Origin of the sequence: Nesterenkonia lutea (assembly GCF_014873955.1) — a bacterium.
GTDB classification, from domain to species: domain Bacteria; phylum Actinomycetota; class Actinomycetes; order Actinomycetales; family Micrococcaceae; genus Nesterenkonia; species Nesterenkonia lutea.
Genome location: NZ_JADBED010000001.1, coordinates 1,541,714 through 1,563,708, shown reverse-complemented (window position 1 = coordinate 1,563,708; position 21,995 = coordinate 1,541,714). Strand labels below are relative to the sequence as shown.

The 21,995-nt window shown below is 67.8% G+C and carries 17 protein-coding genes; 9 read left to right on the top strand and 8 right to left on the bottom strand.

Going from position 1 to position 21,995, the window contains the following annotated elements:
- Nucleotides 1-42 precede the first annotated feature (42 nt).
- Genes rsgA through H4W27_RS07075 form a run of 3 tightly spaced genes read right to left on the bottom strand, consistent with a single transcriptional unit; the run spans nt 43 to nt 3,289 of the window.
- Entirely contained in the window at nt 43-1,158 is a 1,116-nt protein-coding gene (rsgA, locus tag H4W27_RS07085) for a ribosome small subunit-dependent GTPase A (protein ID WP_192595304.1), read from the bottom strand.
- The gene (locus tag H4W27_RS07080; RefSeq protein ID WP_318782210.1) at nt 1,155-2,624 is read right to left on the bottom strand and encodes a 3-phosphoshikimate 1-carboxyvinyltransferase; all 1,470 of its coding nucleotides are present in this window, start codon (nt 2,622-2,624) and stop codon (nt 1,155-1,157) included. The genes rsgA and H4W27_RS07080 overlap by 4 nt, the downstream gene beginning before the upstream one ends.
- Before the next feature lie 41 nt (nt 2,625-2,665).
- Nucleotides 2,666-3,289 carry a DoxX family protein gene (locus tag H4W27_RS07075; RefSeq protein WP_192595302.1) on the bottom strand — a complete coding sequence of 208 codons (624 nt, stop codon included), beginning with the start codon at nt 3,287-3,289 and terminating at the stop codon, nt 2,666-2,668.
- Between the two features lie 94 nt (nt 3,290-3,383).
- On the opposite strand from H4W27_RS07075, the gene H4W27_RS07070 reads away from it, so the two are divergent.
- Nucleotides 3,384-4,169: a sigma-70 family RNA polymerase sigma factor gene (locus H4W27_RS07070; protein ID WP_404821847.1), complete on the top strand. Its 786-nt coding sequence runs from the start codon at nt 3,384-3,386 to the stop codon at nt 4,167-4,169.
- Nucleotides 4,166-4,507: a mycothiol system anti-sigma-R factor gene (rsrA, locus tag H4W27_RS07065; RefSeq protein WP_192595300.1), complete on the top strand. Its 342-nt coding sequence runs from the start codon at nt 4,166-4,168 to the stop codon at nt 4,505-4,507. The genes H4W27_RS07070 and rsrA overlap by 4 nt, the downstream gene beginning before the upstream one ends.
- Before the next feature lie 140 nt (nt 4,508-4,647).
- Here rsrA and H4W27_RS13925 read toward each other — a convergent pair whose 3' ends face one another.
- The 3 genes from H4W27_RS13925 to H4W27_RS07055 are packed head-to-tail and all read right to left on the bottom strand — an operon-like array spanning nt 4,648 to nt 9,506.
- Nucleotides 4,648-4,722, bottom strand: a complete 75-nt coding sequence (locus H4W27_RS13925; protein WP_369699669.1) for a 50S ribosomal protein bL37 — start codon at nt 4,720-4,722, stop codon at nt 4,648-4,650.
- A 31-nt stretch (nt 4,723-4,753) separates the two neighbouring features.
- Nucleotides 4,754-5,416 (bottom strand): GDSL-type esterase/lipase family protein, encoded by a 663-nt coding sequence (locus H4W27_RS07060; RefSeq protein ID WP_225939036.1) that lies wholly within the window; start codon nt 5,414-5,416, stop codon nt 4,754-4,756.
- Between the two features lie 4 nt (nt 5,417-5,420).
- Nucleotides 5,421-9,506, bottom strand: coding sequence for a multifunctional oxoglutarate decarboxylase/oxoglutarate dehydrogenase thiamine pyrophosphate-binding subunit/dihydrolipoyllysine-residue succinyltransferase subunit (locus H4W27_RS07055; RefSeq protein ID WP_192595299.1), 4,086 nt, complete (start codon nt 9,504-9,506; stop codon nt 5,421-5,423).
- 161 nt (nt 9,507-9,667) lie between these two features.
- On the opposite strand from H4W27_RS07055, the gene guaB1 reads away from it, so the two are divergent.
- From guaB1 to H4W27_RS07025, 6 genes are all read left to right on the top strand, one after another.
- Nucleotides 9,668-11,128: a GMP reductase gene (gene guaB1 / locus H4W27_RS07050; RefSeq protein WP_192595298.1), complete on the top strand. Its 1,461-nt coding sequence runs from the start codon at nt 9,668-9,670 to the stop codon at nt 11,126-11,128.
- 132 nt (nt 11,129-11,260) lie between these two features.
- The gene (locus H4W27_RS07045; protein WP_192595297.1) at nt 11,261-12,661 is read left to right on the top strand and encodes a hemolysin family protein; all 1,401 of its coding nucleotides are present in this window, start codon (nt 11,261-11,263) and stop codon (nt 12,659-12,661) included.
- Nucleotides 12,658-13,737, top strand: a complete 1,080-nt coding sequence (locus H4W27_RS07040; RefSeq protein ID WP_192595296.1) for a hemolysin family protein — start codon at nt 12,658-12,660, stop codon at nt 13,735-13,737. The genes H4W27_RS07045 and H4W27_RS07040 overlap by 4 nt, the downstream gene beginning before the upstream one ends.
- Before the next feature lie 107 nt (nt 13,738-13,844).
- Nucleotides 13,845-14,888, top strand: a complete 1,044-nt coding sequence (locus H4W27_RS07035; RefSeq protein WP_192595295.1) for a metal ABC transporter substrate-binding protein — start codon at nt 13,845-13,847, stop codon at nt 14,886-14,888.
- Nucleotides 14,881-15,747, top strand: a complete 867-nt coding sequence (locus tag H4W27_RS07030; protein WP_192595294.1) for a metal ABC transporter ATP-binding protein — start codon at nt 14,881-14,883, stop codon at nt 15,745-15,747. The genes H4W27_RS07035 and H4W27_RS07030 overlap by 8 nt, the downstream gene beginning before the upstream one ends.
- Nucleotides 15,744-16,652: a metal ABC transporter permease gene (locus H4W27_RS07025; RefSeq protein ID WP_192595293.1), complete on the top strand. Its 909-nt coding sequence runs from the start codon at nt 15,744-15,746 to the stop codon at nt 16,650-16,652. The genes H4W27_RS07030 and H4W27_RS07025 overlap by 4 nt, the downstream gene beginning before the upstream one ends.
- A gap of 21 nt (nt 16,653-16,673) precedes the next feature.
- Here H4W27_RS07025 and H4W27_RS07020 read toward each other — a convergent pair whose 3' ends face one another.
- Nucleotides 16,674-17,099, bottom strand: a complete 426-nt coding sequence (locus tag H4W27_RS07020) for a Fur family transcriptional regulator (protein ID WP_192595292.1) — start codon at nt 17,097-17,099, stop codon at nt 16,674-16,676.
- Between the two features lie 39 nt (nt 17,100-17,138).
- Between H4W27_RS07020 and H4W27_RS07015 the strand changes: the two genes are divergently transcribed.
- A complete protein-coding gene (locus H4W27_RS07015) occupies nt 17,139-17,573 on the top strand; it encodes an HIT family protein (protein ID WP_192595291.1) in 435 nt (144 codons plus the stop codon).
- A gap of 35 nt (nt 17,574-17,608) precedes the next feature.
- Here the strand turns inward: H4W27_RS07015 and hrpA are convergent, their stop codons facing one another.
- Entirely contained in the window at nt 17,609-21,898 is a 4,290-nt protein-coding gene (gene hrpA / locus H4W27_RS07010) for an ATP-dependent RNA helicase HrpA (RefSeq protein WP_192595290.1), read from the bottom strand.
- Nucleotides 21,899-21,995: the final 97 nt, after the last annotated feature.

Genomic DNA, 21,995 nt, shown 5'->3' with positions numbered 1-21,995 from the left:
CACGCTAGCAACGTCGCGGGGTCCGATCGGGGATCCGAGGGTTTACGCGCCGAGCCGCTTCTCCGCAGGAGCCTCTTCGGTGCCCGCCATGGAGCTGATCAGTCCGCGCAGCGATGCCAGACGCGCAGCACCGTGCTCTCCGGCATGTCCGGCCTCCACCCAGGCGTCCAGGGCGCAGCCACCCTCGGGGGAGACGTGTGCGCAGCCAGGCTCGCAGTCCACAGACCCGTCGACCAGGTCAGAGAACGCCCCCAGGACGTCATCCGGGGCCACGTGGGCCAGGCCGAAGGTGCGCACCCCGGGGGTGTCGATGATCCAGGAGTCTCTGGCGTCGGCGGCGTCCAGGGAGGCGGTGGGCTCGAGATTCAGCGCCACGGCGGAGGATGAGGTGTGCCGACCGCGTCCGGTCACCGCATTGACCCCGCTGGTCGCCCGGTCCGCGCCGGTCAGAGCATTGACCATGGTGGACTTTCCGACCCCCGAATGCCCGATCATGGCCGTCACGCGTCGGCACAGCGAGGTGCGCAGCGCCGTCACTGCGGCGGCGTCCAGGCTGGGCTCTCCAGAGACGGATCCCGCCGCCTGCTGGGAGATCACCACCTGCAGGTCGAGCTCCGCGTAGTGGCTGAGCAGGCCCGCCGGGTCCGCGGGCTCGTCGACCAGGTCTGCCTTGGTGACCAGCAGGATCGGGGTGATCCCGGCGTCGTAGGCGGCGACCAGGGCGCGGTCGATGAATCCGGTGCGGGGCGCAGGATCCGCCGCGGCGACGACGATCAGCAGCTGGTCGGCATTGGCGACGATCACCCGCTCCGCGTCATCCGTGTCCTCGGCGCTGCGGCGCAGCAACGTGGAGCGCTCTTCGATCCGGATCAGCCGGGCCAGCGTGCCCTCGTCCCCGGAGGTGTCGCCCACCAGGCCCACGATGTCCCCGGGCACCACCGGGGTGCGGCGCAGCGCCCGGGCGCGCACGGCGGAGATCACCCGCTCAGAGCCGTCAGCGTCTTCGAGATGCACGGTGTAGCGGCCGCGGTCCACGGTCACCACGCGGCCCAGCTCGGCATCGGTGTAGTCGGGGGATTCCTTGGTCCGCGGCCGGGAGCCCTTCTTATTGGGACGCACCCGCACGTGGGACTCGTCCCAGTCCGCCCAGCGGCTCATATGTGCGCCGCCGAGGAGGACTCGAGGAGCCCGGCCCAGAGCTGCGGGAAGTCAGGCATGGTCTTCGCGGTGCAGGCGATGTCCTCGACCTCCACGGAATCGATCACCAGCCCCAGCACCGCGCCGAAGGTGGCCATCCGGTGATCGGCGTAGCTGCGGACCAGGCCGCCGTGTGTCACCGGAGCCAGGACGGTGAAGCCGTCCTCGGTCTCCTCCGCCTGTCCGCCGAGGCGCCGGATCTCGGTCACCAGGGCCGCGATGCGGTCGGTCTCATGGCCGCGCAGATGGGCCACCGAGGTGAACCGGGTGGGCTCTTCACACAGCGCGGCCAGAGCCGCGACGGTGGGGGTCAGCTCCGCCGTGCCGTCCACGGTGCCCGGGCTGCGCAGAGATCCGCCGCGCACGCGCAGGGTCACGGTGGAATCGGTCTCCGCCTCCTCGAGCACCTCCGCCCCGAAGGCGGGAAGCAGCTCGGTCCAGCGGCGTCCGATCTGCGTGGAATGCTTCGGCCAGCCGCGCAGGCTGACCTCTCCGCCGATGGCCGCGGCGGCGCAGAGGAAGGGACCGGCGTTGGAGAGATCCGGTTCGACCCTGACGGTGAAGCTCGGGATCGCTCCGGGCTCGACCTTCCAGGTGTGCTGCGCCGGAGAGCTCACCTCGACGCCCACCTCGGCCAGGACCTTGCAGGTCATCTCGACATGTTCGAGGGAGGGGACCGAGGCGCCGGCGTGGCGGAGCGTCAGCCCCCGGGGCATCCGGGCCGCGGTGAGCAGCATGCCCGAGATGAACTGGGAGGAGGCCGAGGCGTCCATGGTGACGGCGTCGCCGGTGATGCCGGTCCGCGCATGGACGGTGAAGGGCAGGTGGTCGGCGTCTCCGGGGTAGTCAACGTCTCCGGGCTGGGCAGTGCCGGCTCCGCTGACCTCGACACCGAGGTCTCGCAGCGCCTGGAGCACCGGACCCATGGGACGGACGCGCGCGGCGGGATCCCCGTCGAAGCGCACCCGCGCCCCGGTCAGTGCGGCCACGGCCGGCAGGAAGCGCATCACGGTGCCGGCCAGTCCACAGTCGATGCTGTGCTCCCTCGGGGAGGCGGCCTCGCTCGAGGCGTGACCAGAGGCCTGATCGGAGGCCTGACCAGAGTCCTGACCAGAGGCCGGATCGGAGGCCTGACCAGCCGAGTGCTCGGGGGACTGCGTCAGGGATGGCAGCGGCGTGATCCGCACGGCGGGCGCGCCGGTGCCCTCCCAGTCGGCGATGTGCTCCACGGTGCTGCCCAGTTCCTGCAGCGCGGCGAGCATGAGCTGCGAATCTCGGGACTGCAGCGGGTTGATGACCACGCACGGACCTTCGGCCAGTGCGGCCAGCAGCAGGTACCTGTTGGTCAGCGACTTGGAGCCGGGCACGGTCACCTCAGCGCGCAGCGGTGCCCCCGCCCGTGGAGCTGGCCACGGCTGCGGGGGCACCGTCGGAGCGTGTGAAGATCTGGTGTTCACAGTGCGGGGATTCAGACTCCGAGCTTCTTCCTCGCCAGCTGGGCCTTCTTCTTCTTGCCCTTGGATGCGTTGTTCAAGTTCTTCTTCGCGTTCTTCTCGAAGCCGCGCACCTTCTTGTTGGTGCCGCTGCCGAGGTCATCGGCCCAGGCCGAGGTCTTGTCACTCAGCTTGGCGCCCTTCTTGCGGGTGGCCTTGGCCAGGTGCTCCGCGCGCCAGCCCAGGGAGGGCTTGCCGTCGAGGTCCACGATCGCAAGCCCCAGGCCGCCGAGGATGGAGAGGTTCTTCAGCAGCGTGCTGCGCTGTGCGGTGACATCGGAGTCGCTCTCGACTTCAGCGTTGCGGTACTCGGCGTAGCTGTCGAACTTGTGCACGCAGGCCAGCGTCAGCGCCGCTGCGCGGGAGAAGCGTCCGGTCGACAGCGCGAGGCCGGCGGCGATCTCGACGCCGCCGAGCACCTGAGTGGTGAGCTTGGCGTTGGAGACCAGCGGCTCGGCCTGGGGGACCATCGAGCCGATCTCCTCCAGGGTGGACTCGATCCTCGCCGAGGCATCATCGGTGTTGCGCAGTCGGTCGACACCGGTGGCGATGAAGCTTGCCCCCAGCAGCGGGCGGGCGAATTTACGGAGTAGAGACATAGTGTCCTCCTGTAGGAGTGTGGCGCTGAAGCTTCGTCCACGATCTAATCTACCTAATCCGGGCGAGGACCGGAATCGGCGGCACCGAAGACCGATGAGGAATGTTGCACGCGCCGCCGTCGTTGTGCCGGGCATGACGTCGACGACACTGGCCCCAGGGGCCCCGCGCAGCACCGCCACAGGCCGGAGACGCCCGGTGGTCGCTCTGCGAGTAGACTCAGCCGTGATGGAAAAGCCCGAAGCCCCCGGCACAGCCCCTGACTCGAGGAGCACTGACTCGAGCAGCGTCGTCGTCGCCGAAGAGACCGAACAGCAGCGTCGCGTGCGTTTTGAGAGCGAGGCTCTCCAATACGTGGATCAGCTCTACTCTGCCGCCATGCGGATGACGCGAAATCCGCAGGATGCAGAGGACCTGGTCCAGGAGGCCTACACCAAGGCGTACTCGGCGTTCCACCAGTACAAGCCCGGAACCAACCTCAAGGCCTGGCTGTACCGCATTCTGACGAACACCTATATCAACATCTATCGGAAGAAGCAGCGCCAGCCGCTGCAGGCCAATACGGACACTGTCGAGGACTGGCAGATGGCTCAGGCGGCCGAACACACCTCCTCCGGTCTGCGTTCGGCCGAGGTCGAGGCGCTGGATCACCTTCCTGACTCAGACGTGAAGAACGCGCTGCAGCAGATCCCTGAAGAGTTCCGCCTGGCGGTGTACTTCTCCGATGTTGAGGGCTTCGCCTATAAAGAGATCGCCGAGATCCTGAACATCCCCATCGGCACCGTGATGTCACGACTGCACCGGGGCAGAAAGCTGCTGCGCGAACTGCTGCATGACTATGCCCGTGAACGTGGCTTCAAGAAGCAGGAGGCCAAGAAATGAACGATCCCGACCTCAGCCCTGCCGTCGGCGTGAGCCCCGGCAGATGGCTCGATGAGAACTGCAAGGACGGGGACTGCACCGAGACCCAGATGCGCATGGAGCGGATCTACGAATATGCCGACGGCGCGCTCAGCCGCGAGGACATCGGCGAGGTGGAGCTGCATCTGCAGGCCTGCCCAGAATGCGCCAAGGACTACGACCTCGAGTGCATCATCCGCACCGTGGTGCGACGCTCCTGCGCAGAACGTGCACCGGAGACGCTGAAGGTCACGATCCTCGAACGGATCAGCCAGATCCGTCTGGAGGCCGGCCACGGCCAGGACGAGGACCACCTCTGACTGACTGAGACGCGCTGAACCACTGAGACCCGGCGGTACGGGTCGCAGAGACGAAAGAACCCCCTGCAGAGAGACTCTGCAGGGGGTTCCTTCATATGCACCGTCGCGTCAGCCGCGACAAGGGCCCGGGACCACTGAGATCAGGAGTTGGGGCGCTTGCCGTGGTTGGCATTCTTCTTGCGACGAGCGCTGCGCTTGCGTCCACGCTTGCTCATGATGAACTCCTTTCGTCGGCTGAAGCCAATTCTAGGCCACCGGCTCTTGGAGCCCTAACCACTGATACCAGCCGCGGTGAAGCACCAGCCAGGCCATCAGGCCGTAGCCCGCCTGCCCGGGGAGGCCGCCGTTCGCGGCGAGGTCGCTGCGCCACTGCTCGTGGCTGACCAGCGGGGTATAGGCGTCCACGTACACATGAGAGCGACGTGAGGCGACGTCCCGGTAGGCGGCGTTGAGCTCCGAGATCCGCTGGTTGCGCTCCGTGTCCAGCGTGGGCACGGGGCCCAGCACCAGGCACCGGATGCCTTCCTGCGAGGCACGGTCCAGGATGTTGGCCAGGTTCAGCCGTGAGCGGGCCGAGGATGTCGCACTGTAGAGGTCCTTGTCATTCAGCGCGACCACCAGACACCGCTCCGGGGCCTCTGCTGAGCCCGGGGACGGGGCCTCGAAGCGAGGCACCGCCTCCTGCTGCCAGCGCTCCGAGAGCGCCTCGGTGCCCTCACCGGGCATCGCCAGCGCATAGTGCTCCAGCGCGATGCCCTCGATCGGCGTCTTGGAGATGACCCGTCCGAGCCAGCCCAGGGCGCGCGGATCGCCGACCCCGCTGAGCAGCTCGTCGCCGAGGGCCACGATGCGCAGGTGGCGTCGTGGTCCGGGCATGGAGGCGCGGAGATCCTGAGTGGACTCTTCCATCAGGTCACAGGTCCAGGTGCGGGAAGGCCTTGCTCAGCAGGCCCTCCAGCTCCTTGGCGTGCCGCTTGGCCTGCCCCACGGAGGTGGCGGCCGACTCGGCGCGGGAGACCAGCCGCAGATCCTGCTTCAGCAGCGGCTGCAGGTTCAGACCCAGGAACGGCCAGGGGCCCTGGTTGATCGGCTCGTCCTGGGCGTAGACGAACTCCTCGGCGGAAGAATAACGGTCAAGCTCGGCCTGCAGCTCCTCCACCGGCATCGGGTACAGCTGTTCGAGCCGGATGATCGCGGTGGTCTCGTCCTTGTGCTTGGAGCGGGTGGCGATCAGGTCGTAGTAGAGGCGCCCCGAGACGATCAGGACCCGCTTGACCTTGGAGGCGTCCACGTCCCTGTCCCCGATGACCTCCTGGAAGGTTCCGGTGGTGAAGTCCTCCACCGAGTTGGCCGCCGCCTTGAGTCGCAGCAGCTGCTTCGGGGAGAAGACGATCAGCGGTCGGCGCGGTCGAGCCACCGCCTGGCGGCGCAGCAGGTGGAAGTAGTTCGCCCCCGAGGAGGGAAGGACCACGGTCATGTTGTCCTCGGCGCAGAGCTGCAGGAAGCGTTCGGGACGCCCTGAGGAGTGATCCGGCCCCTGACCCTCATAGCCGTGGGGGAGCAGCATGACCACGGAGGACTTCTGTCCCCATTTCTGCTCCGCGGTGGCGATGAACTCATCAATGATGATCTGCGCGCCGTTGACGAAGTCGCCGAACTGCGCCTCCCAGAGCACCAGGGCATGCGGGTTCTCCACGGAGTACCCGTACTCGAAGCCGAGCGCCCCGTATTCGGAGAGCAGTGAATCATAGATGAAGAAGCGGGACTGATCCTCGGTCAGGTTCTTCAGCGGGTACCACTCGTCGCCGTTGATCCTGTCGTGGAAGACCGCGTGGCGCTGCACGAAGGTGCCGCGGCGCGAGTCCTGTCCTGCCAGGCGCACCTCGGTGCCCTCCATGAGCAGCGAGCCGAAGGCGGCGATCTCGGCGAAGCCCCAGTCGATCCCACCCTCGCGCGCCATCTTCGCGCGCTTCTCCAACAGGGACTTCAGCTTCGGATGGGGGGTGAAGCTCTCGGGGATGTTGGTGTGCACCTCGCCGATATGGGCCAGCGAGTCCTCGCTGATGGCGGTGTCGGTGGCCTCACGGTCCGGGGTGCTGGCCTCGTCCTCGGAGGCCATCGGTGCCATGGCGCCGGTCCCGTCGAAGCCTGCCGTGGAGATCGGCTGGGTCTGCGCGGCGTGGGTCTCCGTGAAGACCCGCTCCAGCCGCTGCCGAAAGTCGCGCAGCGCCTGGTCGGCCTCCTCCTGGGTGATGTCACCGCGACCGACCAGAGCCTCGGTGTAGAGCCGACGCGTGGTGCGCTTGGCCTCGACCAGGTTGTACATCTTCGGCTGGGTCATCGAGGGATCGTCACCCTCGTTGTGTCCGCGCCGGCGGTAGCACACCAGATCGATCACCACGTCCTTGTTGAACCGCTGACGGTAGCGGAAGGACAGCTGGGCCACTCGGGCCACCGACTCCGGGTCATCGGCGTTGACGTGGAAGACCGGAGCCTGGATGGCCTTGGCCATGTCGGTGGAGTAGGTCATGGACCTGGCGGCCGAGGGTGCGGTGGTGAAGCCCACCTGGTTGTTGACGACCACGTGCACGGTGCCGCCGGTGCGGTAGCCGCGCAGCTGAGACATGTTCAGCGTCTCGGCCACGACCCCCTGACCGGCGAACGCGGCATCGCCATGGACCAGCAGCGGCATCACGGAGAAGGAGTTCAGGGCGTCGGCGCCCTGGTTGATCCGGTCCTGCATGGCCCGGACGATGCCCTCGAGCACGGGGTTGACCGCTTCGAGGTGTGAGGGGTTCGCCGCCAGGTAGACGCTGGTGGAGTTCCCGCGGTCCGAGGTGAAGGAGCCGCGGGTGCCCAGGTGGTACTTGACGTCGCCGGAGCCGGTGGGAGATCCCGTGGTGTGGCCCTCGAACTCACGGAAGACCTGGGCGTGGGTCTTGCCGGCGATGTTGGTCAGCACATTGATGCGGCCGCGGTGGGCCATGCCGATGGCGACCTCGTCGAGGCCCTCGTCGGCGGCCTCGGAGAGGATCGTGTCCAGCAGCGGGATCAGCGACTCGCCGCCCTCGAGCGAGAAGCGCTTCTGTCCCACGAACTTGGTCTGCAGGAAGGTCTCGAAGGCCTCGGCGGCATTGAGCCGGCCCAGGATCCTGAACTGCTCGTCCCGGGTCGGCTTCTCGTAGGGGTGCTCGATCTCGTCCTGGAACCACTGACGCTCTTCAGGGGACTGGATGTGCATGTACTCGACGCCGGTGTTGCGGCAGTACGTGTCGCGCAGCACGCCGAGGATGTTGCGCAGCGGCAGCATCGACTTGCCGCCGAACCCACCGGTGGGCCATTCGCGGTCCAGATCCCAAAGGGTCAGTCCGTGCGACTCGATGTCGAGGTCCGGGTGGCTGCGCATCTGGTACTCCAGCGGGTCCACCGACGCCATCAGGTGTCCGCGGACGCGATAGGAGTGGATCAGCTGCTGGATCCGGGCGACCTTGTTGATCTGATCTTCCGGGTTCACCTGGATGTCGGCGGACCAGTGGACCGGCTCATGCGGGATGCGCAGCGCCTCGAAGATCTCCTCGTAGAAGCCGTCCTTGCCGAGCAGGTACTCGTGGATCGTCTTGAGGAACTCCCCGGAGCCTGCGCCCTGGATGACGCGGTGGTCGTAGGTGGAGGTCAGGGTGATGACCTTGGAGACCGCGAGGCTGTTCAGCGTCTTCTCCGAGGCCCCCTGGAACTCGGCGGGGTATTCCAGCGCACCGACGCCGACGATCACCGCCTGGCCCTTGGACAGCCGCGGCACAGAGTGCACGGTGCCGATGCCGCCGGGGTTGGTCAGCGAGACCGTGGTCCCGGCGTAGTCGCCGGGGGTGAGCTTGTTGTCCCGAGCGCGTTTGACGACGTCGTCATAGGCGCTCCAGAACTCGGTGAAGCTCATCTCCTCGGCGGCCTTCATGTTCGGGACCACCAGCGCACGGGTGCCGTCCGGGCGGGGCATGTCGATGGCCAGGCCGAAGTTCACATGGGCCGGCTGGACCGCCACGGGCTTGTTGTCCTTGACGTCATAGGTGACGTTCATGGAGGGATGGGCGCGCAGCGCCTTGAGCAGCGCGTAGCCGATCACGTGGGTGAAGGAGACCTTGCCGCCGCGGGTGCGCCTGAGGTGATTGTTGATCACGGTGCGGTTGTCGATCAGCAGCTTGGCGGGGATCGCGCGCACGGTGGTCGCCGTCGGGACGCTCAGCGACGCGTCCATGTTGGCGGCGATCGCCTTGGAGATCCCCTTGAGCGGGGTGACCTTGTCCTCCTTCTCCGCCTGGTCGCCGGCCTCGGCCCTGGCGGCGGAGGGCTCCGAGGGGATGGGCGTGCTGGAGGAGCCTTCGGACTTCTTCGTGGTCGGATTCCGTGGGGCCACCGGCTTGTTCTGAGCGGAGGAGGTGGTCTTCTCCCCTCGGGGCTTCTGCGCCTCGTCCGGTTCGGCAGGCGTGGCGGTGGCGGGAGTGGACTCAGCCCGGGACTCCCGCTGGTTGCTCGAGCTGGGCGCCGAGTCGGTGGTGGGCCGTGCCTTGGCGGTGCCGTTCCGGGCGGAACGAGCCTCGCCCGAATCCTTGGAGGAGGACTTCGCCGAGCTGGACTCTGATCCCGAGGCCCCGGACTCTGAGGACTTCGCATCTGAGGATCGGGACTCTGCCGACGCGGATCCCGAGGACGTGGATCCCGAGGACTTGGATCCGGATGACGCTGACCCGGAGGCCTGGGCAGCTGAATCACCCGTGCGTGAAGAGGTGGAGCTGGCCGAGCCGGAGTCGCCATCACCCTCGAGCTGGCGGAAGATCTCAGCCCATTTGCGATCCACTGAATCAGGATCTTCCTTGAACTTGTCGTATATGTCGGCGACCAGCCATTCGTTTCCCGGGAATTCCTCGGCAAGACGGCTGGACGTTAGCTCTGGCACTGTGGATACGCCTCTTCCATTGTGTTGTGTAGTTATCCGGCACAGCATCGTGCTCGCGAATCTTCACCTCGTCCAAGCATAGTGACTTTATGCACCGTGCCGCCACCGACCACGGTATCGTGTCAGGGGTCGCGTCGGCCGGTGGCAGTCATCCTCCCGCGGGCGCGCCGAGCACCTGATATCCAGCACTATGAAGGGCGCGGACCTCCGTGAAATTCCTGAACGAACCCGTCACCGACCTGACCTACTCGGACGTGTTCCTCGTCCCTTCCCGTTCGCACACCCAGTCGCGGATGAGTGTCGATCTCTCGGCCGAGGACGCCACCGGCTCCACCATCCCGGTGGTCGCGGCGAACATGACGGCCGTCACCGGGCGCCGGATGGTGGAGACGATGGCGCGCCGCGGAGGGCTGGGGGTGCTGCCGCAGGACGTGCCCCTGGAGGTCATCCGTCAGGTCACGGACTGGGTCAAGTCCTGCCACCCGGTGCTGGAGACCGCACTGAAGGTCCAGCCCACGGACACCATGCTCGATGTGCTGCACCTGCTGGACAAGCGCAATCACGACGCGGTCTGCGTGGTCGATGAGGACCTTCGCCTGGCCGGAGTCGTCACAGCCGGCGACGGGGCGGGTGTGGACCGCTTCTCCTCCGTGGCGTCGGTGATGCGGATGCCCCCGCTGCGTTTCACCGCAGATGAGGTGCTCTCCGAGCCAGGCCTGGAGCAGGCCTTCGCCGCCATGGACGCGGCCGGAGTCGGCTATGCACCGGTGACCACCTCTGACGGGGTGCTCGCCGGAGTGCTCACGCCCAAGGGCGCGCTGCGCTCCACGCTGTACCGGTCCAACCTCGATGAGCAGTCCCGGCTGAAGGTCGCGGCCGCCGTCGGCATCAACGGAGATGTCGCCTCCAAGACCGACGCGCTGCTCAGCGCCGGGGTCGACGTGCTGGTCGTGGACACCGCCCATGGTCATCAGCAGAAGATGTTCGAGGCTCTGCGTGCAGTTCGTCAGACCGTGGACGCCAGCGGACTGACGGTTCCGGTGGTGGCCGGCAATGTGGTGACAGCCGACGGCGTCCGCGAGCTCATCGAAGGCGGAGCAGACATCGTCAAGGTCGGTGTCGGTCCCGGCGCGATGTGCACCACCCGGATGATGACCGCTGTGGGCAGACCGCAGTTCTCCGCCGTGCTGGAGTGCGCCGCCGCTGCTCGCGAGCTGGGCAAGCACGTGTGGGCCGATGGGGGAGTGCGCTATCCCCGCGACATCGCCCTGGCCCTGGCCGCCGGTGCCTCCCAGGTCATGGTCGGCTCGTGGTTCGCAGGCACCTACGAGTCTCCCGGCGACATGCTCACCGGGGTGGACGGGCGTCGGTACAAGGAGAGCTTCGGGATGGCCTCCTCCCGTGCGGTGCAGAACCGCACCGCCGCCGAGAGCGCCTTCTCCCGGGCACGGAAGTCCCTCTTCGAGGAGGGCATCTCCACCTCGCAGATGTATGTGGATCCGGCCAAGCCCGGTGTGGAGGACCTGTTGGACTCGATCACTGCTGGGGTGCGCTCGGCCATGACCTACGCGGGGGCGGAGTCCCTGCATGAGTTCCGTCAGCGCGCCGTGGCGGGAGTGCAGTCGGCCGCCGGGTACGAAGAGGGCAAGCCGCTGTCGGCGTCCTGGTGAGGACCCGGTAAGATCGGGGTTCTGATGAAGCACCGACAACCCAGCTGCCCTCCGGCCCGTGACGCCGCGTCCATGCCTTCCACGGAGATCGGCCCCGCGGCCGGGGCGGCTGACCGCCGCAGGCGGCGCTAGGTGGAACTGCTGCTTCTCGGCGTCGGATTCCTGCTGATCCTGGGCACCGGCTTCTTCGTCGCCGTGGAATTCTCTCTGGTCGCCCTCGACCAGTCCACGGTGCAGCAGGCGATCGACCGCGGGGACAAGACCGCCCCTGCGGTGATGCGGTGCCTGAAGTCGCTCTCCACCCAGCTGTCCTCCTGCCAGCTCGGGATCACCTTGACCACGCTGCTGACCGGCTATGTCGCAGAACCGGCGCTGGGAGCGCTGCTCGCCGGACCGCTGGAGGCGATCGGCGTGCCGGCTCCGGCCCTGTCGCCGGTCTCCCTGACGCTTGCCCTGATCATCGCCACGATGGTCACCATGCTCATCGGCGAGCTCGTGCCGAAGAACCTCGCCATCGCCGAGGCCTACCCGGTGGCACGGGCACTGGCGCGACCGCAGCTGTTCTTCACCACTGTCTTCAAGCCGCTGATCATCGTGCTCAACGGCTTCTCGAACAAGGTCCTGCACCGTTTCGGCCTCGAGGTCAAGGAGGAGCTCTCCGGGGCCCGCACGCCTGAGGAGCTGTCCTCCATGGTGCGGCGCTCCGCGATGCTCGGCACTCTGGAGGAGGGCACGGCCACCTTCCTGGACCGCACGCTGCGCTTCTCCGACCAGACGGCCGCAGACGTGATGACCCCCCGGCCGCGCATGGCCAGCATCGAGGCGGAGTCCTCCCTGGAGGCGCTGATCGACCTGGCGCGACGCACCGGGTTCTCCCGGTTTCCGGTGCTCGGCGAGTCCATCGACGACGTCCGCGGAGTCACCCACGTGAAGAAGGCCGTGGCAGTCCCGCGGGACAAGCGGGAGGGCCTGGTGGCCGCCACGGTCATGTCCGAGATCACCCGGGTCCCGGAGACGATACATCTTGATGCGCTGCTGCCCGTGCTGCGCGAGGCCTCGCTGCAGGTGGCCATCGTGGAGGATGAATACGGAGGGACATCCGGCGTGGTCACCCTGGAGGATCTGATCGAGGAGATCGTGGGCGAGGTGGCCGATGAGCACGACCGGATCGCGCCCGGGGTCCTGCAGAGCGCCTCAGGGGACTGGTTCTTCCCCGGGCTGCTGCGCCCCGATGAGATCAATCCGCAGATCCTTGAGCTCTCCGTGCCGGAGCATCCGGCCTACGAGACCGTGGCAGGCTTCGTCCTGCTGACCCTGGGCAGGGTCGCCGGGCTCGGCGATGAGGTGGAGGTCGACGGCGGCAGCCTCGCCGTGGTCGAGATCGACGGTCGCCGGATCGACCGGCTGCGCTTCACCCCGGACCCCGCCGCCCGGCAGGCGGCGCTGGAGAACGCGGCGGCCCGCGCCGAGAAGCTCGCCGAGGCGCGCGCGGACCATGTCCGCCAAGCCCAGGAGAGGGGTGATCGTCGATGAGCCCCGATCTGTTGGGAATCGCCTGGCTCGTGGTGCTGCTGGCCGGCAACGCCTTCTTCGTGGCCGGTGAGTTCGCGGTGATGAGTGCCCGACGAAGCCAGATCGAGCCCCGGGCCGAGGCGGGGTCCGCGCGGGCGAAGACCGCGCTCTACGCCATGGAGCATGTCTCGCAGATGCTGGCCATCGCGCAGCTGGGCATCACGGTGTGCTCGCTGCTGATCCTGATGGTCTCAGAACCCGCCATCCATCACCTGCTCACCGATCCGCTGACCTCGCTGGGCCTGAGCTACGGCGCCGCGAGCGTCATCGCCTTCATCATCGCCCTGGCGCTGGTGTCCTTCCTGCATGTCACGATCGGGGAGATGGTCCCGAAGAACTTCGCCGTCTCGGTCGCGGACCGAGCCGTGCTGCTGCTCGCCCCGCCGATGGTCTTCCTGTACCGGGTGCTGATGCCCCTCATCTGGGTGCTCAACCTCGCGGCGAACCTGGTGCTGCGTGCGTTCCGGGTGACCCCGCGCGATGAAGTGGTCTCCACCTTCACGCTGGAGGAGATGGAGTCCATCGTCGCCGAGTCCAAGCGGGGAGGGACGGTCCGTGATGACGCCGGGATCATCGCCGGGGCCATGGAGTTCAGCGACTACACCGCCGGCGAGGTCATGGTCCCCGTGGAGGAGGTCGTGACCGTGCCCACCGATGTGACCCCGCGCAAGGTCGAGAAGGCCGTCGGGCGCACAGGCTTCTCCCGGTTCGTCACTGCGGAGGAGGACGGCGTCTACACCGGGTACGTCCATCTCAAGGACGTCATGAGCCTGCCCTCGACCCGCTCGGCGCATCCGATTCCGGTCACCGTGGTCCGTTCGCTGGGCAACATGGGCACCGGGGACGAGATCGAAGACTGCCTGGCGCAGATGCAGCGGACCGGTTCGCACCTTGCGCGCGTGATCGACGCCGAGGGGGTCACCCGCGGCATCCTGTTCCTGGAGGACGTGCTCGAGGTGCTGGTGGGGGAGATCCACGATGCGACGCAGTCCTGGGATTCTCGCCGCCGCCATACAGTCTCCGAGGAGGGGCACTGACCGCTCCGGCAGGCGCCGCTAGTTGAGATTTGTTCTCAACAAAGTAGACACGTACGCTGGTCACAGCTGCCCGAACCCTTCGTGGTGCCCACCAGAAAGTACGCTCAATGCCTGCCTCGCGCCTGTCCTCCTCCGCGGCTGTCCTCGCCGCGTCCGCACTGCTGCTCAGCGCATGCGGCGGAACCGCCGACTCCACCGGTGCCGCCGATGAGGGTGACGGGTCGACGGGCGCGCTGAGCGTGGTCGCCTCCACGGATGTCTACGCCGACCTCGCCGGACGGGTCCTCGGGGACACTGCCGAGGTCAGCGCGCTGGTCGAGGATTCCGCCTCGGATCCGCACTCCTATGAGGCCACACCCCAGGATCGGCTGAGCGTGGACCGCGCCGAGGTGATCATTGCCAATGGCGGCGGATATGACCCTTTCATCACACGCCTGGCCGCCACCTCGGGCAAGGAAGACGCGGTCTACCAGCTGATCGAGGGTGAGAACGCCCACGTCCACGCCGAAGAGGAGGGCGGGGCCGCCGAGGAGGATCCCGCGGAGCATGAGGACGAGGAGGGTGCCCATGCCGAGCACGAGGAGGAGGATGTTCACGCCGGTCACGATCATGCAGAGGGCTTCGTCAACGAGCACATCTGGTACGACCTCGCCGCGATGAGTGACTTCGTCCAGGACTTCGGCGAGCACATGGGGGAGATGCTCCCCGAGCATGCTGAGCTCTACCAGGAGAATGCCCAGGCGCTCGCGGAGGAGATCGACGAGCTCGACGAGCGCAACCGGGCCATCGAGGCGGAGCCGATGAGCTTCCTCTCCACCGAGGCCGTCTCGCAGTTCCTGCTGACCGATGCCGGCTTCGAGGACAGCACCGACGAACAGTTCCTCGCGGCCGTGGAGCACGGCGACGACGTCTCCCCGCGCCTCTACCAGCAGGCGCTCACCGCCGCTGCGGACAGCGAGATCGATCTGCTCTCCTATAATCCGCAGACCGAGACCAACCAGTCCGCACAGATCCGCGAGGCCGGCGAAGAGTCCGGAGTGGCGGTTCTGGAGTTCAACGAGACGATTCCCGAGGAGCACGGCTCCTATCTGGAGTGGATGGAGCACAACATCGCCGCAGTGGAGACCGTGGTGGAGCAGGCCCATGGATGATCCGCAGGAGCGCGGCGCAGCCGTCCAGGGTCGGGGCAGCTCAGCGGCGGGCACAGCGGATCCGGTGGTCCGGCTCGATGCCGCCAGCATCGGCTTCGGCGGCCCCATGCTCTGGGAGGGACTCGACCTGGAGCTGGTGCCGGGCGAGTTCCTCGCGGTGCTGGGTCCCAACGGCGCCGGCAAATCCACGTTCCTGAAGGTCCTGCTCGGTCTGGCCCGGCTCAGCTCGGGCAGCGTCGAGATCGGCGGCGCCCCCGTGCGCCGCGGAAGCAGCCGGGTCGGTTACATCCCGCAGCAGCAGACGATGCCGGAGGAGACGCCGCTTCGTGCCCGTGACATGGTCGCACTGGGCCTGGACGGGCACCGTTTCGGCATGCGGCTGCACCCGCGGGCCCTGCGGCGCCGTGTGGATGAGCTTCTGACGGCCGTCGGCGCGACCGCCTACGCCGACATGCCGGTGGGTCTGCTCTCCGGCGGCGAACAGCAGCGGCTGCGCACGGCCCAGGCCCTTGCCTCGAACCCCGAGGTGCTGCTCTGCGACGAACCCCTGCACTCCCTGGACCTGCATCACCAGCAGGCGGTGACCGAACTCATCCGACGCCAGGCCGTGGACCGCGGCTCGGCCGTGATCTTCGTGACTCATGAGATCAACCCCGTGATCGAGCATGTGGACCGGGTCCTCTACTTCGCCCGCGGCCAGCACCGCATCGGCACCCCCGCCGAGGTCATGCGCACGGAGGTGCTCTCCGAGCTCTATGGCTCCTCCGTGGATGTCATCGAGCACAAGGGCCGGCTGGTGGTCATGTCGGCGCACGACGAGAGCTGCCACTATCACCCCGAGGAGCTGGCCCTCCCATGATCGAGACGCTGACCGGCTCCTTCAGCACCGAAGGCTATTGGGAGCTGTTCTCGCTGGTGCAGAATTCGGTGATCACCGCAGCGGTGCTCGGCCTGATGGGTGGACTCATCGGGGTGTTCATCATGCTGCGACGCACCGCGCTGGTGGTCCATGGGATCGCCGAGATCTCCTTCGCCGGGGCCGCCCTGGCGCTGCTTGTCGGCGTGGACGTCGTGGCCGGCTCCGCGGCAGGAGCCGTGGCCGCGGCGGTGCTGATCGGTGTGCTGAGCCTGAAGGACCGCGACACCAGCGCCGTCACCGGTGTGCTCATGCCCTTCGGGCTCGGGCTCGGAATCCTGTTTCTGTCCCTGTATCAGGGACGCAGCGCCAACAAGTTCGGGCTGCTGACCGGGCAGATCGTCGGCGTGGACGACATCCAGACCCAGACCCTGGTCACCGGGGCCGTGCTCATCAGCATCGTGCTGCTGCTGATCTGGCGTCCGCTGATGTTCGCCTCGGTGGACCCGCAGCTGGCACGTGCCCGCGGAGTGCGGGTGAACCTGCTCTCGATGGTCTTCATGGTGCTGCTGGGTGTCGCCGTGGCGATGTCCGTGCAGGTGGTCGGTGCACTGCTGGTGCTGGCCCTGCTGGTGGTGCCCGCGGCCGCGGCGCTGAAGGTCACGGTGCGTCCCTATCTGGCCGTGCTGCTCTCCATGGGCTTCGCGCTGGTCTCCTCCGTGGGAGGGATCATGCTCGCCATCACCGGCACCGTGCCGATCAGCCCGTACATCACCACGATCTCCTTCTTGATCTATGTGGTCTGCGTGCTCATCGGCAGGGGCGGGAGAATCCGACGGAAGCGGGCATCGGCCGCGCTGACCGCCGAGTCGGCCAGTGGTGCCGCGGCGCTGCCGCGCAATCCCTGACGTGACGTGACGCGGGGCGGCTCAGCGGTGGGGCAGTGCGGCGCAGGCCGCACAGAGGCCGAAGATCTCCAGCGTGTGCCGGACCTCGGAGAAGCTCTGTTCGGCCGCCAGCCTGGCGGCCCAGTCCTCGATGTCGGGGGCCTCGAACTCCACGGTCAGCCCGCAGGAGCGGCAGACCAGATGATGGTGGTGCTCCTCGCGCTCGCAGAGCCGGAAGATCGCTTCGCCGTCATCGGGTCGCAGCACATCGACCAGGCCCTCCTCCTGGTGTGATTGCAGCACCCGGTAGACCGTGGCCAGGGAGACCTTCTCACCGCGCTCGTCGAGGATCTTGTGCAGCTCCTGGGCGCTGACGAAGTCCTCGAGGGAGTGCAGCGCGGCCCAGACGGCGCGCTTCTGCCGGGTGGAGCGGCCGCGGGCCGGAGGGGTGGTTGTGATCTCGTCCATGCTCGCTCCAGACTAGCAGTCAGGACTAGAGTGGAGACCATGAGCACAGTCTTCAGCAAGGTCATCGCCGGCGAGATCCCCGGGCGCTTCGTCTGGCAGGACGAGACCTGCGCAGGGTTCCTCTCCATCGCCCCGCTGGCCTATGGACACACCCTCGTGGTCCCGCGTCAGGAGGTCGACAAATGGACCGATGCGGAGGGCCAGCTGATGACTCATCTCATGCACGTGGCGCATCGCATCGGCAAGGCACAGGTGGAGGCCTTCGGCTCCGAGCGTGCCGGACTGAGCATCGCCGGCTTCGAGGTCCCACACCTGCACCTGCATGTCTGGCCGTCGAACTCGATGGCCGATCACAGCTTCGCCCAGGCCGATGACGACCCAGACGCCGCGAAGATGGATGAGGCCGCCGAGAAGCTGCGCGTGGCGCTGCGCCTCATGGGCGACGCTGAGCACGTCCCCGCCGAGCAGGACTGACCCCGGCTCAGGCGGGCTGAGCCGGCAGGGTCAGCTCAGCGCGCCTGCTTGAGCGCCCGGCGGATCCGTTTGGGCGAGACGGTCTGCGCCGTGCCCAGCTGCTGGGCGAAGAGGTTGACCCGGAGCTCCTCCAGCATCCACTTCACGCCGAGCAGCTCATCGGGCACGGGAAGCTGCGCCGGAACCGCCTCCAGCGCCGCATCGTACTCGTCCTCCAGCTCCTGCACGATCGCCATGTCTGCCGCATCGCGGCTGAGCCCCTGGCCGGCCTCGAGCCGGTCGAGCCGCAGTCCCAGGGCCTTGAGGTAGCGCGGGAGATGCTGCAGCTGGGACTGCCCGGTGGCGGTGACGAATCCCGGGTATACGAGCTGCTGCAGCTGGGTGGACATGTCGCTCCGCGGCGCCCGCAGGGCATCAGAGCGGATGCGCGAAAGTCGAGCCGTGAGGTCTGCGGAGAGACTCAGCACCTGCGCGAGGACATCGGTGAGCTTCAGCACGGCCTCGATCAGCTCTGCCCGCGCACTCCGGGCCAGCTGCTGGAACTCGGCCTCGCTGAACGGCAGCTCCGCCGGCACGAGATGATCCAGCGCCGCCGTCGTCGCGTCCTCCACCAGGGACTCGACAGTCCCGTGCGGAGACTGGCTGAACGCCAGGCGTTCCCGGTTGCTCAGGTGGTCCAGCACATAGCGCTGCGGGGAGGGCAGCACTGCGCGCAGCAGGGCGACGACGCCGGCCCGGTGCACTCGACGCTGGGCCTGCGCGGAGTCCTGGATCGTATAGGAGACCCCCTGCGGGCCTGTCTGCTTCGCTGCCCCCCTGCCGGGTGCGCCCTGCTTCGATCCTGCCACCTCGTGGCCTGAGGCTGAGGCTGAGGCTGAGGCTGGGGCGAGGGCGGGGTAGCCGATGATCTGGCGGCCGGCCACGACTGTGGTGATCTCCCGCGAGAGCTCGCCGAAGGTCCAGCTCGTCTGCCCCTGCTTGCCAGCTGGGGCGGAGTCGGCCGCCTTCCCCGGACTGCGGCCCTTCTGCCTCCCGGCGCCCGAGGCTGCGGCGTCGGTGCTGGCGGATCCTGAGCCGGCAGCCCTGGGGGAGGCCGGGGCGGGCTCCGCCGGAGTCTCGCCTGCGGCAAGGCTGCGTCCGATGGCCTGACGGTTCTCGGTGGAGAAGCGGATCTGCAGCTCGCGCAGGTCGAATCCAGTGTCCAGGACCTTTCCGCCCTCACTGACCACCGCGAAGGTGAACCGCAGGTGATCGGGGAGCGCGCTGGTGTCGAAGACGGCAGGGTCGAGGGCATGGCCGCGGAGCCGGCGCAGCACTGTGGCCAGGGAGTCCGGCAGCGAATCGACCCCGGGAGTGAAGTCCGCCTCCAGCTGCTCACGGGCACGCGCCGCGACATCCGGTGCAGGGACGAAGTGCTTGCGCTGCGGCTTGGGCATGCCGCGGATCAGTGCGGTGATCAGCTCCGTGCGCAGGCCCGGGATCAGCCACTCGAAGCGCGCCGGTTCCAGCTGGTTCAGGAACACCACGGGGACACGCACCGTGACCCCGTCGGAGGTGGCGGTGGCCTTCGATCCGCTCTCTGCGGTGTAGCGGGTGGGGTTGAACTCATACTGGAGCTGAAGCTGCAGCCCGTCGTGGTCGAAATGCTCCGGGAAGGCCTCGATGTCCAGCGCCTCGGCGGCCTCCGCCATGAGCGCGGCGTCGGTGAGGTCCAGCAGCTCCGGAGTCTCGAGCCGCTGCGTCTTCCACCAGGCGTCGAAGTGGCGCTGCGAGACGATGTTCGCAGGCAGGCGGGCGTCGAAGAAGCTGAAGAGCTCCTCATCGGAGGCGCGCAGATCCTTGCGCCGAGTCCTGTTCTCCAGCTCCTCGAGCTCTGCGAATCGCTCGCGGTTGCGCCGGTCGAAGTGGTGCCGGGTGGACCAGTCGCCCTCGACGAGGGCGCGCTGGATGAACAGCTCACGGCTGTACTCCGGGTCCACCTTGGAATAGAGCACCTGCCGGTCGGCGACCACGGGCACCCCGAAGAGCGTGACCTTCTCGGTGGCCACCACGGCACCTCTGCGCGCCGACCAGCGCGGCTCCGAATGGCTGGTCTTCACCAGGTGTGGAGCGAGCTCTTCCACCCATGCGGGATCGATCTTCGCCACCGTGCGGGCCCAGAGCCTGGAGGTCTCCACCAGCTCGCTGGCCATGACCCAGTCGTGGTTCTTCTTGAACAGGTGCGAGCCGGGAAAGACGGCGAACCGGGTCCCGCGCGCGCCCTGGTAGTCCCGTGTGCGCGGATTGTAGAGGCCCACATGGCTCAGCAGTCCGGCCAGCAGTGACTGGTGGATCTGGTCATGCTTCTGGGCGGGGTCCACCGTGGGCAGCTTCTTGCCGCGCCCTCGTGCCGGACGGCCTGGGGTACGACGCCGGCCCGCGCCTGCGGAGCTGAACTCCACCTGCTCAGCGATCTCACCGAGCTGACCGACCAGGTCCTGCCATTCGCGCACACGCAGGTAGTTCAGGTGCTCGCGGTGACAGAGCTTCCTGAACTGGTTGCCCGAGAGCTCGGCCTGCTGCTCCTGGAGGTAGCGCCAGAGGTTCAGCAGCGCCGAGAAGTCGGAGTTCTCGTCCTTGAACCGGGCATGCAGCTCATCTGCCTGGGCCCGCTTCTCAGCGGGACGCTCGCGCGGGTCCTGGATGGTCAGCGCGGCCACCAGCACCGTGACCTCGGGAAGACAATCGCGGCGGGCCCCCTCGACCATCATCCGGGCCATCCGCGGATCCACGGGCAGCTGGGCCAGCATGCGTCCCACCGGGGTCACGGAGCTCCCACCGCTGCGGCCGGCAGTCCCTGCGCCGCGGCCGCCGGACCCTGCGCGGCTCTCCAGTGCGCCGAGCTCGGTGAGCAGCCGGACGGCGTCGTTGACCGCCTTGGCGTCGGGCTTCTGCACGAACGGGAAGTCGAGCAGGTCCTCGGGGGTGCGCGTGATGCCCATGGAGGACATCTGCAGCAGCACCGAGGCCAGCGAGGTCCGCAGGATCTCCGGGTCGGTGAACTCCGGGCGGGACTCGAAGTCCTGCTGGGAGTACAGCCGGATCGCGATGCCGTCGCTGGTGCGCCCGGAGCGCCCTGAGCGCTGGTTCGCACTTGCCTGGGAGATCGCCTCGATCGGAAGCCGCTGGACCTTGGTGCGGGTGGAGTACCGCGAGATGCGCGCCGTGCCGGTGTCGATGACGTACTTGATCCCGGGCACGGTCAGCGAGGTCTCGGCCACGTTGGTGGCCAGCACTATGCGTCGTCGACCGCCGGGGGAGAAGACCCGCTTCTGCTCCGCCATGGAGAGGCGTCCGAAGAGCGGCAGGATCTCCGCCCCGCTGAGCCGCCGCTCGCGGGCGATGGTCTCGGCAAGCGCCTCAGCGGCGTCGCGGATCTCTCGCTCCCCGGGGAAGAAGATGAGCACGTCGCCCTCGGGCTCGCGCGCCAGCTCCAGCACGGCGTCACTGACCGCGTCCAGCAGGTCACGGTCCTCGCCGCCCGGCGCGCCGGGGCTCGTGCCGGGGGAGGGCGCCGTCGGCGCTGCGGTCTTCGGCTTCTGCGCGGACCCGCGCCGGTAGTCGCCGTCCTCCTCCTCACCGAAGTGCTCGGACTCGTCGAAGTCCTCGAGCTCGGCCTCGGGATTCACCGGTCGATAACGGATCTCCACCGGGTAGGTGCGCCCGGAGACCTCGATGATCGGCACCTCGGAGCTCTCCCGGGTCCAGTTCTCCGGGTCGGAGCTGAAGTGCCGGGCGAAGCGTTCAGGATCGATGGTCGCGGAGGTGACGATGACCTTCAGGTCCGGCCGATCCGGGAGCACCCGCCGCAGGTAGCCGAGGATCACGTCGATGTTGAGGCTGCGCTCGTGCGCCTCATCGATGATGATGGCGGAATACCGGCTCAGCTGCGGATCGCGCTGGATCTCCGCAAGCAGGATGCCGTCGGTCATCAGCTTCACAGCGGTGGAGCCGGAGACCTCCGAGTTGAACCGCACCTGATAGCCGATGTCCTTGCCGACAGTGGTGCCCAGCTCCTCGGCCAGGCGCTCCGCCACGGTCCGGGCGGCGAGACGACGCGGCTGGGTGTGGCCGATCAGGCCCTGCCGGTGCAGGCCCAGCTCCAGTGCCATCTTGGGCAGCTGAGTCGTCTTGCCCGAGCCGGTCTCCCCGGCGACGACGACGACCTGGTGGTCCGTCAGCGCGCGGAGGATCCGTTCGCGCTCGCCGGTGACGGGGAGCTGGGTCGGGTAGGCGAGGTCCTGGAAGGAGAAATGCTCACGGCGGGCTGTGGTGGGTGCAGACATATCCCCTTCATCCTAAGGTTCCCGCCCGGATGTGGTGAGGTCGCGGCGGATGACCCCGCGATTAGGCATCCGAGAGGCAGTATGGGTAATATGTTTC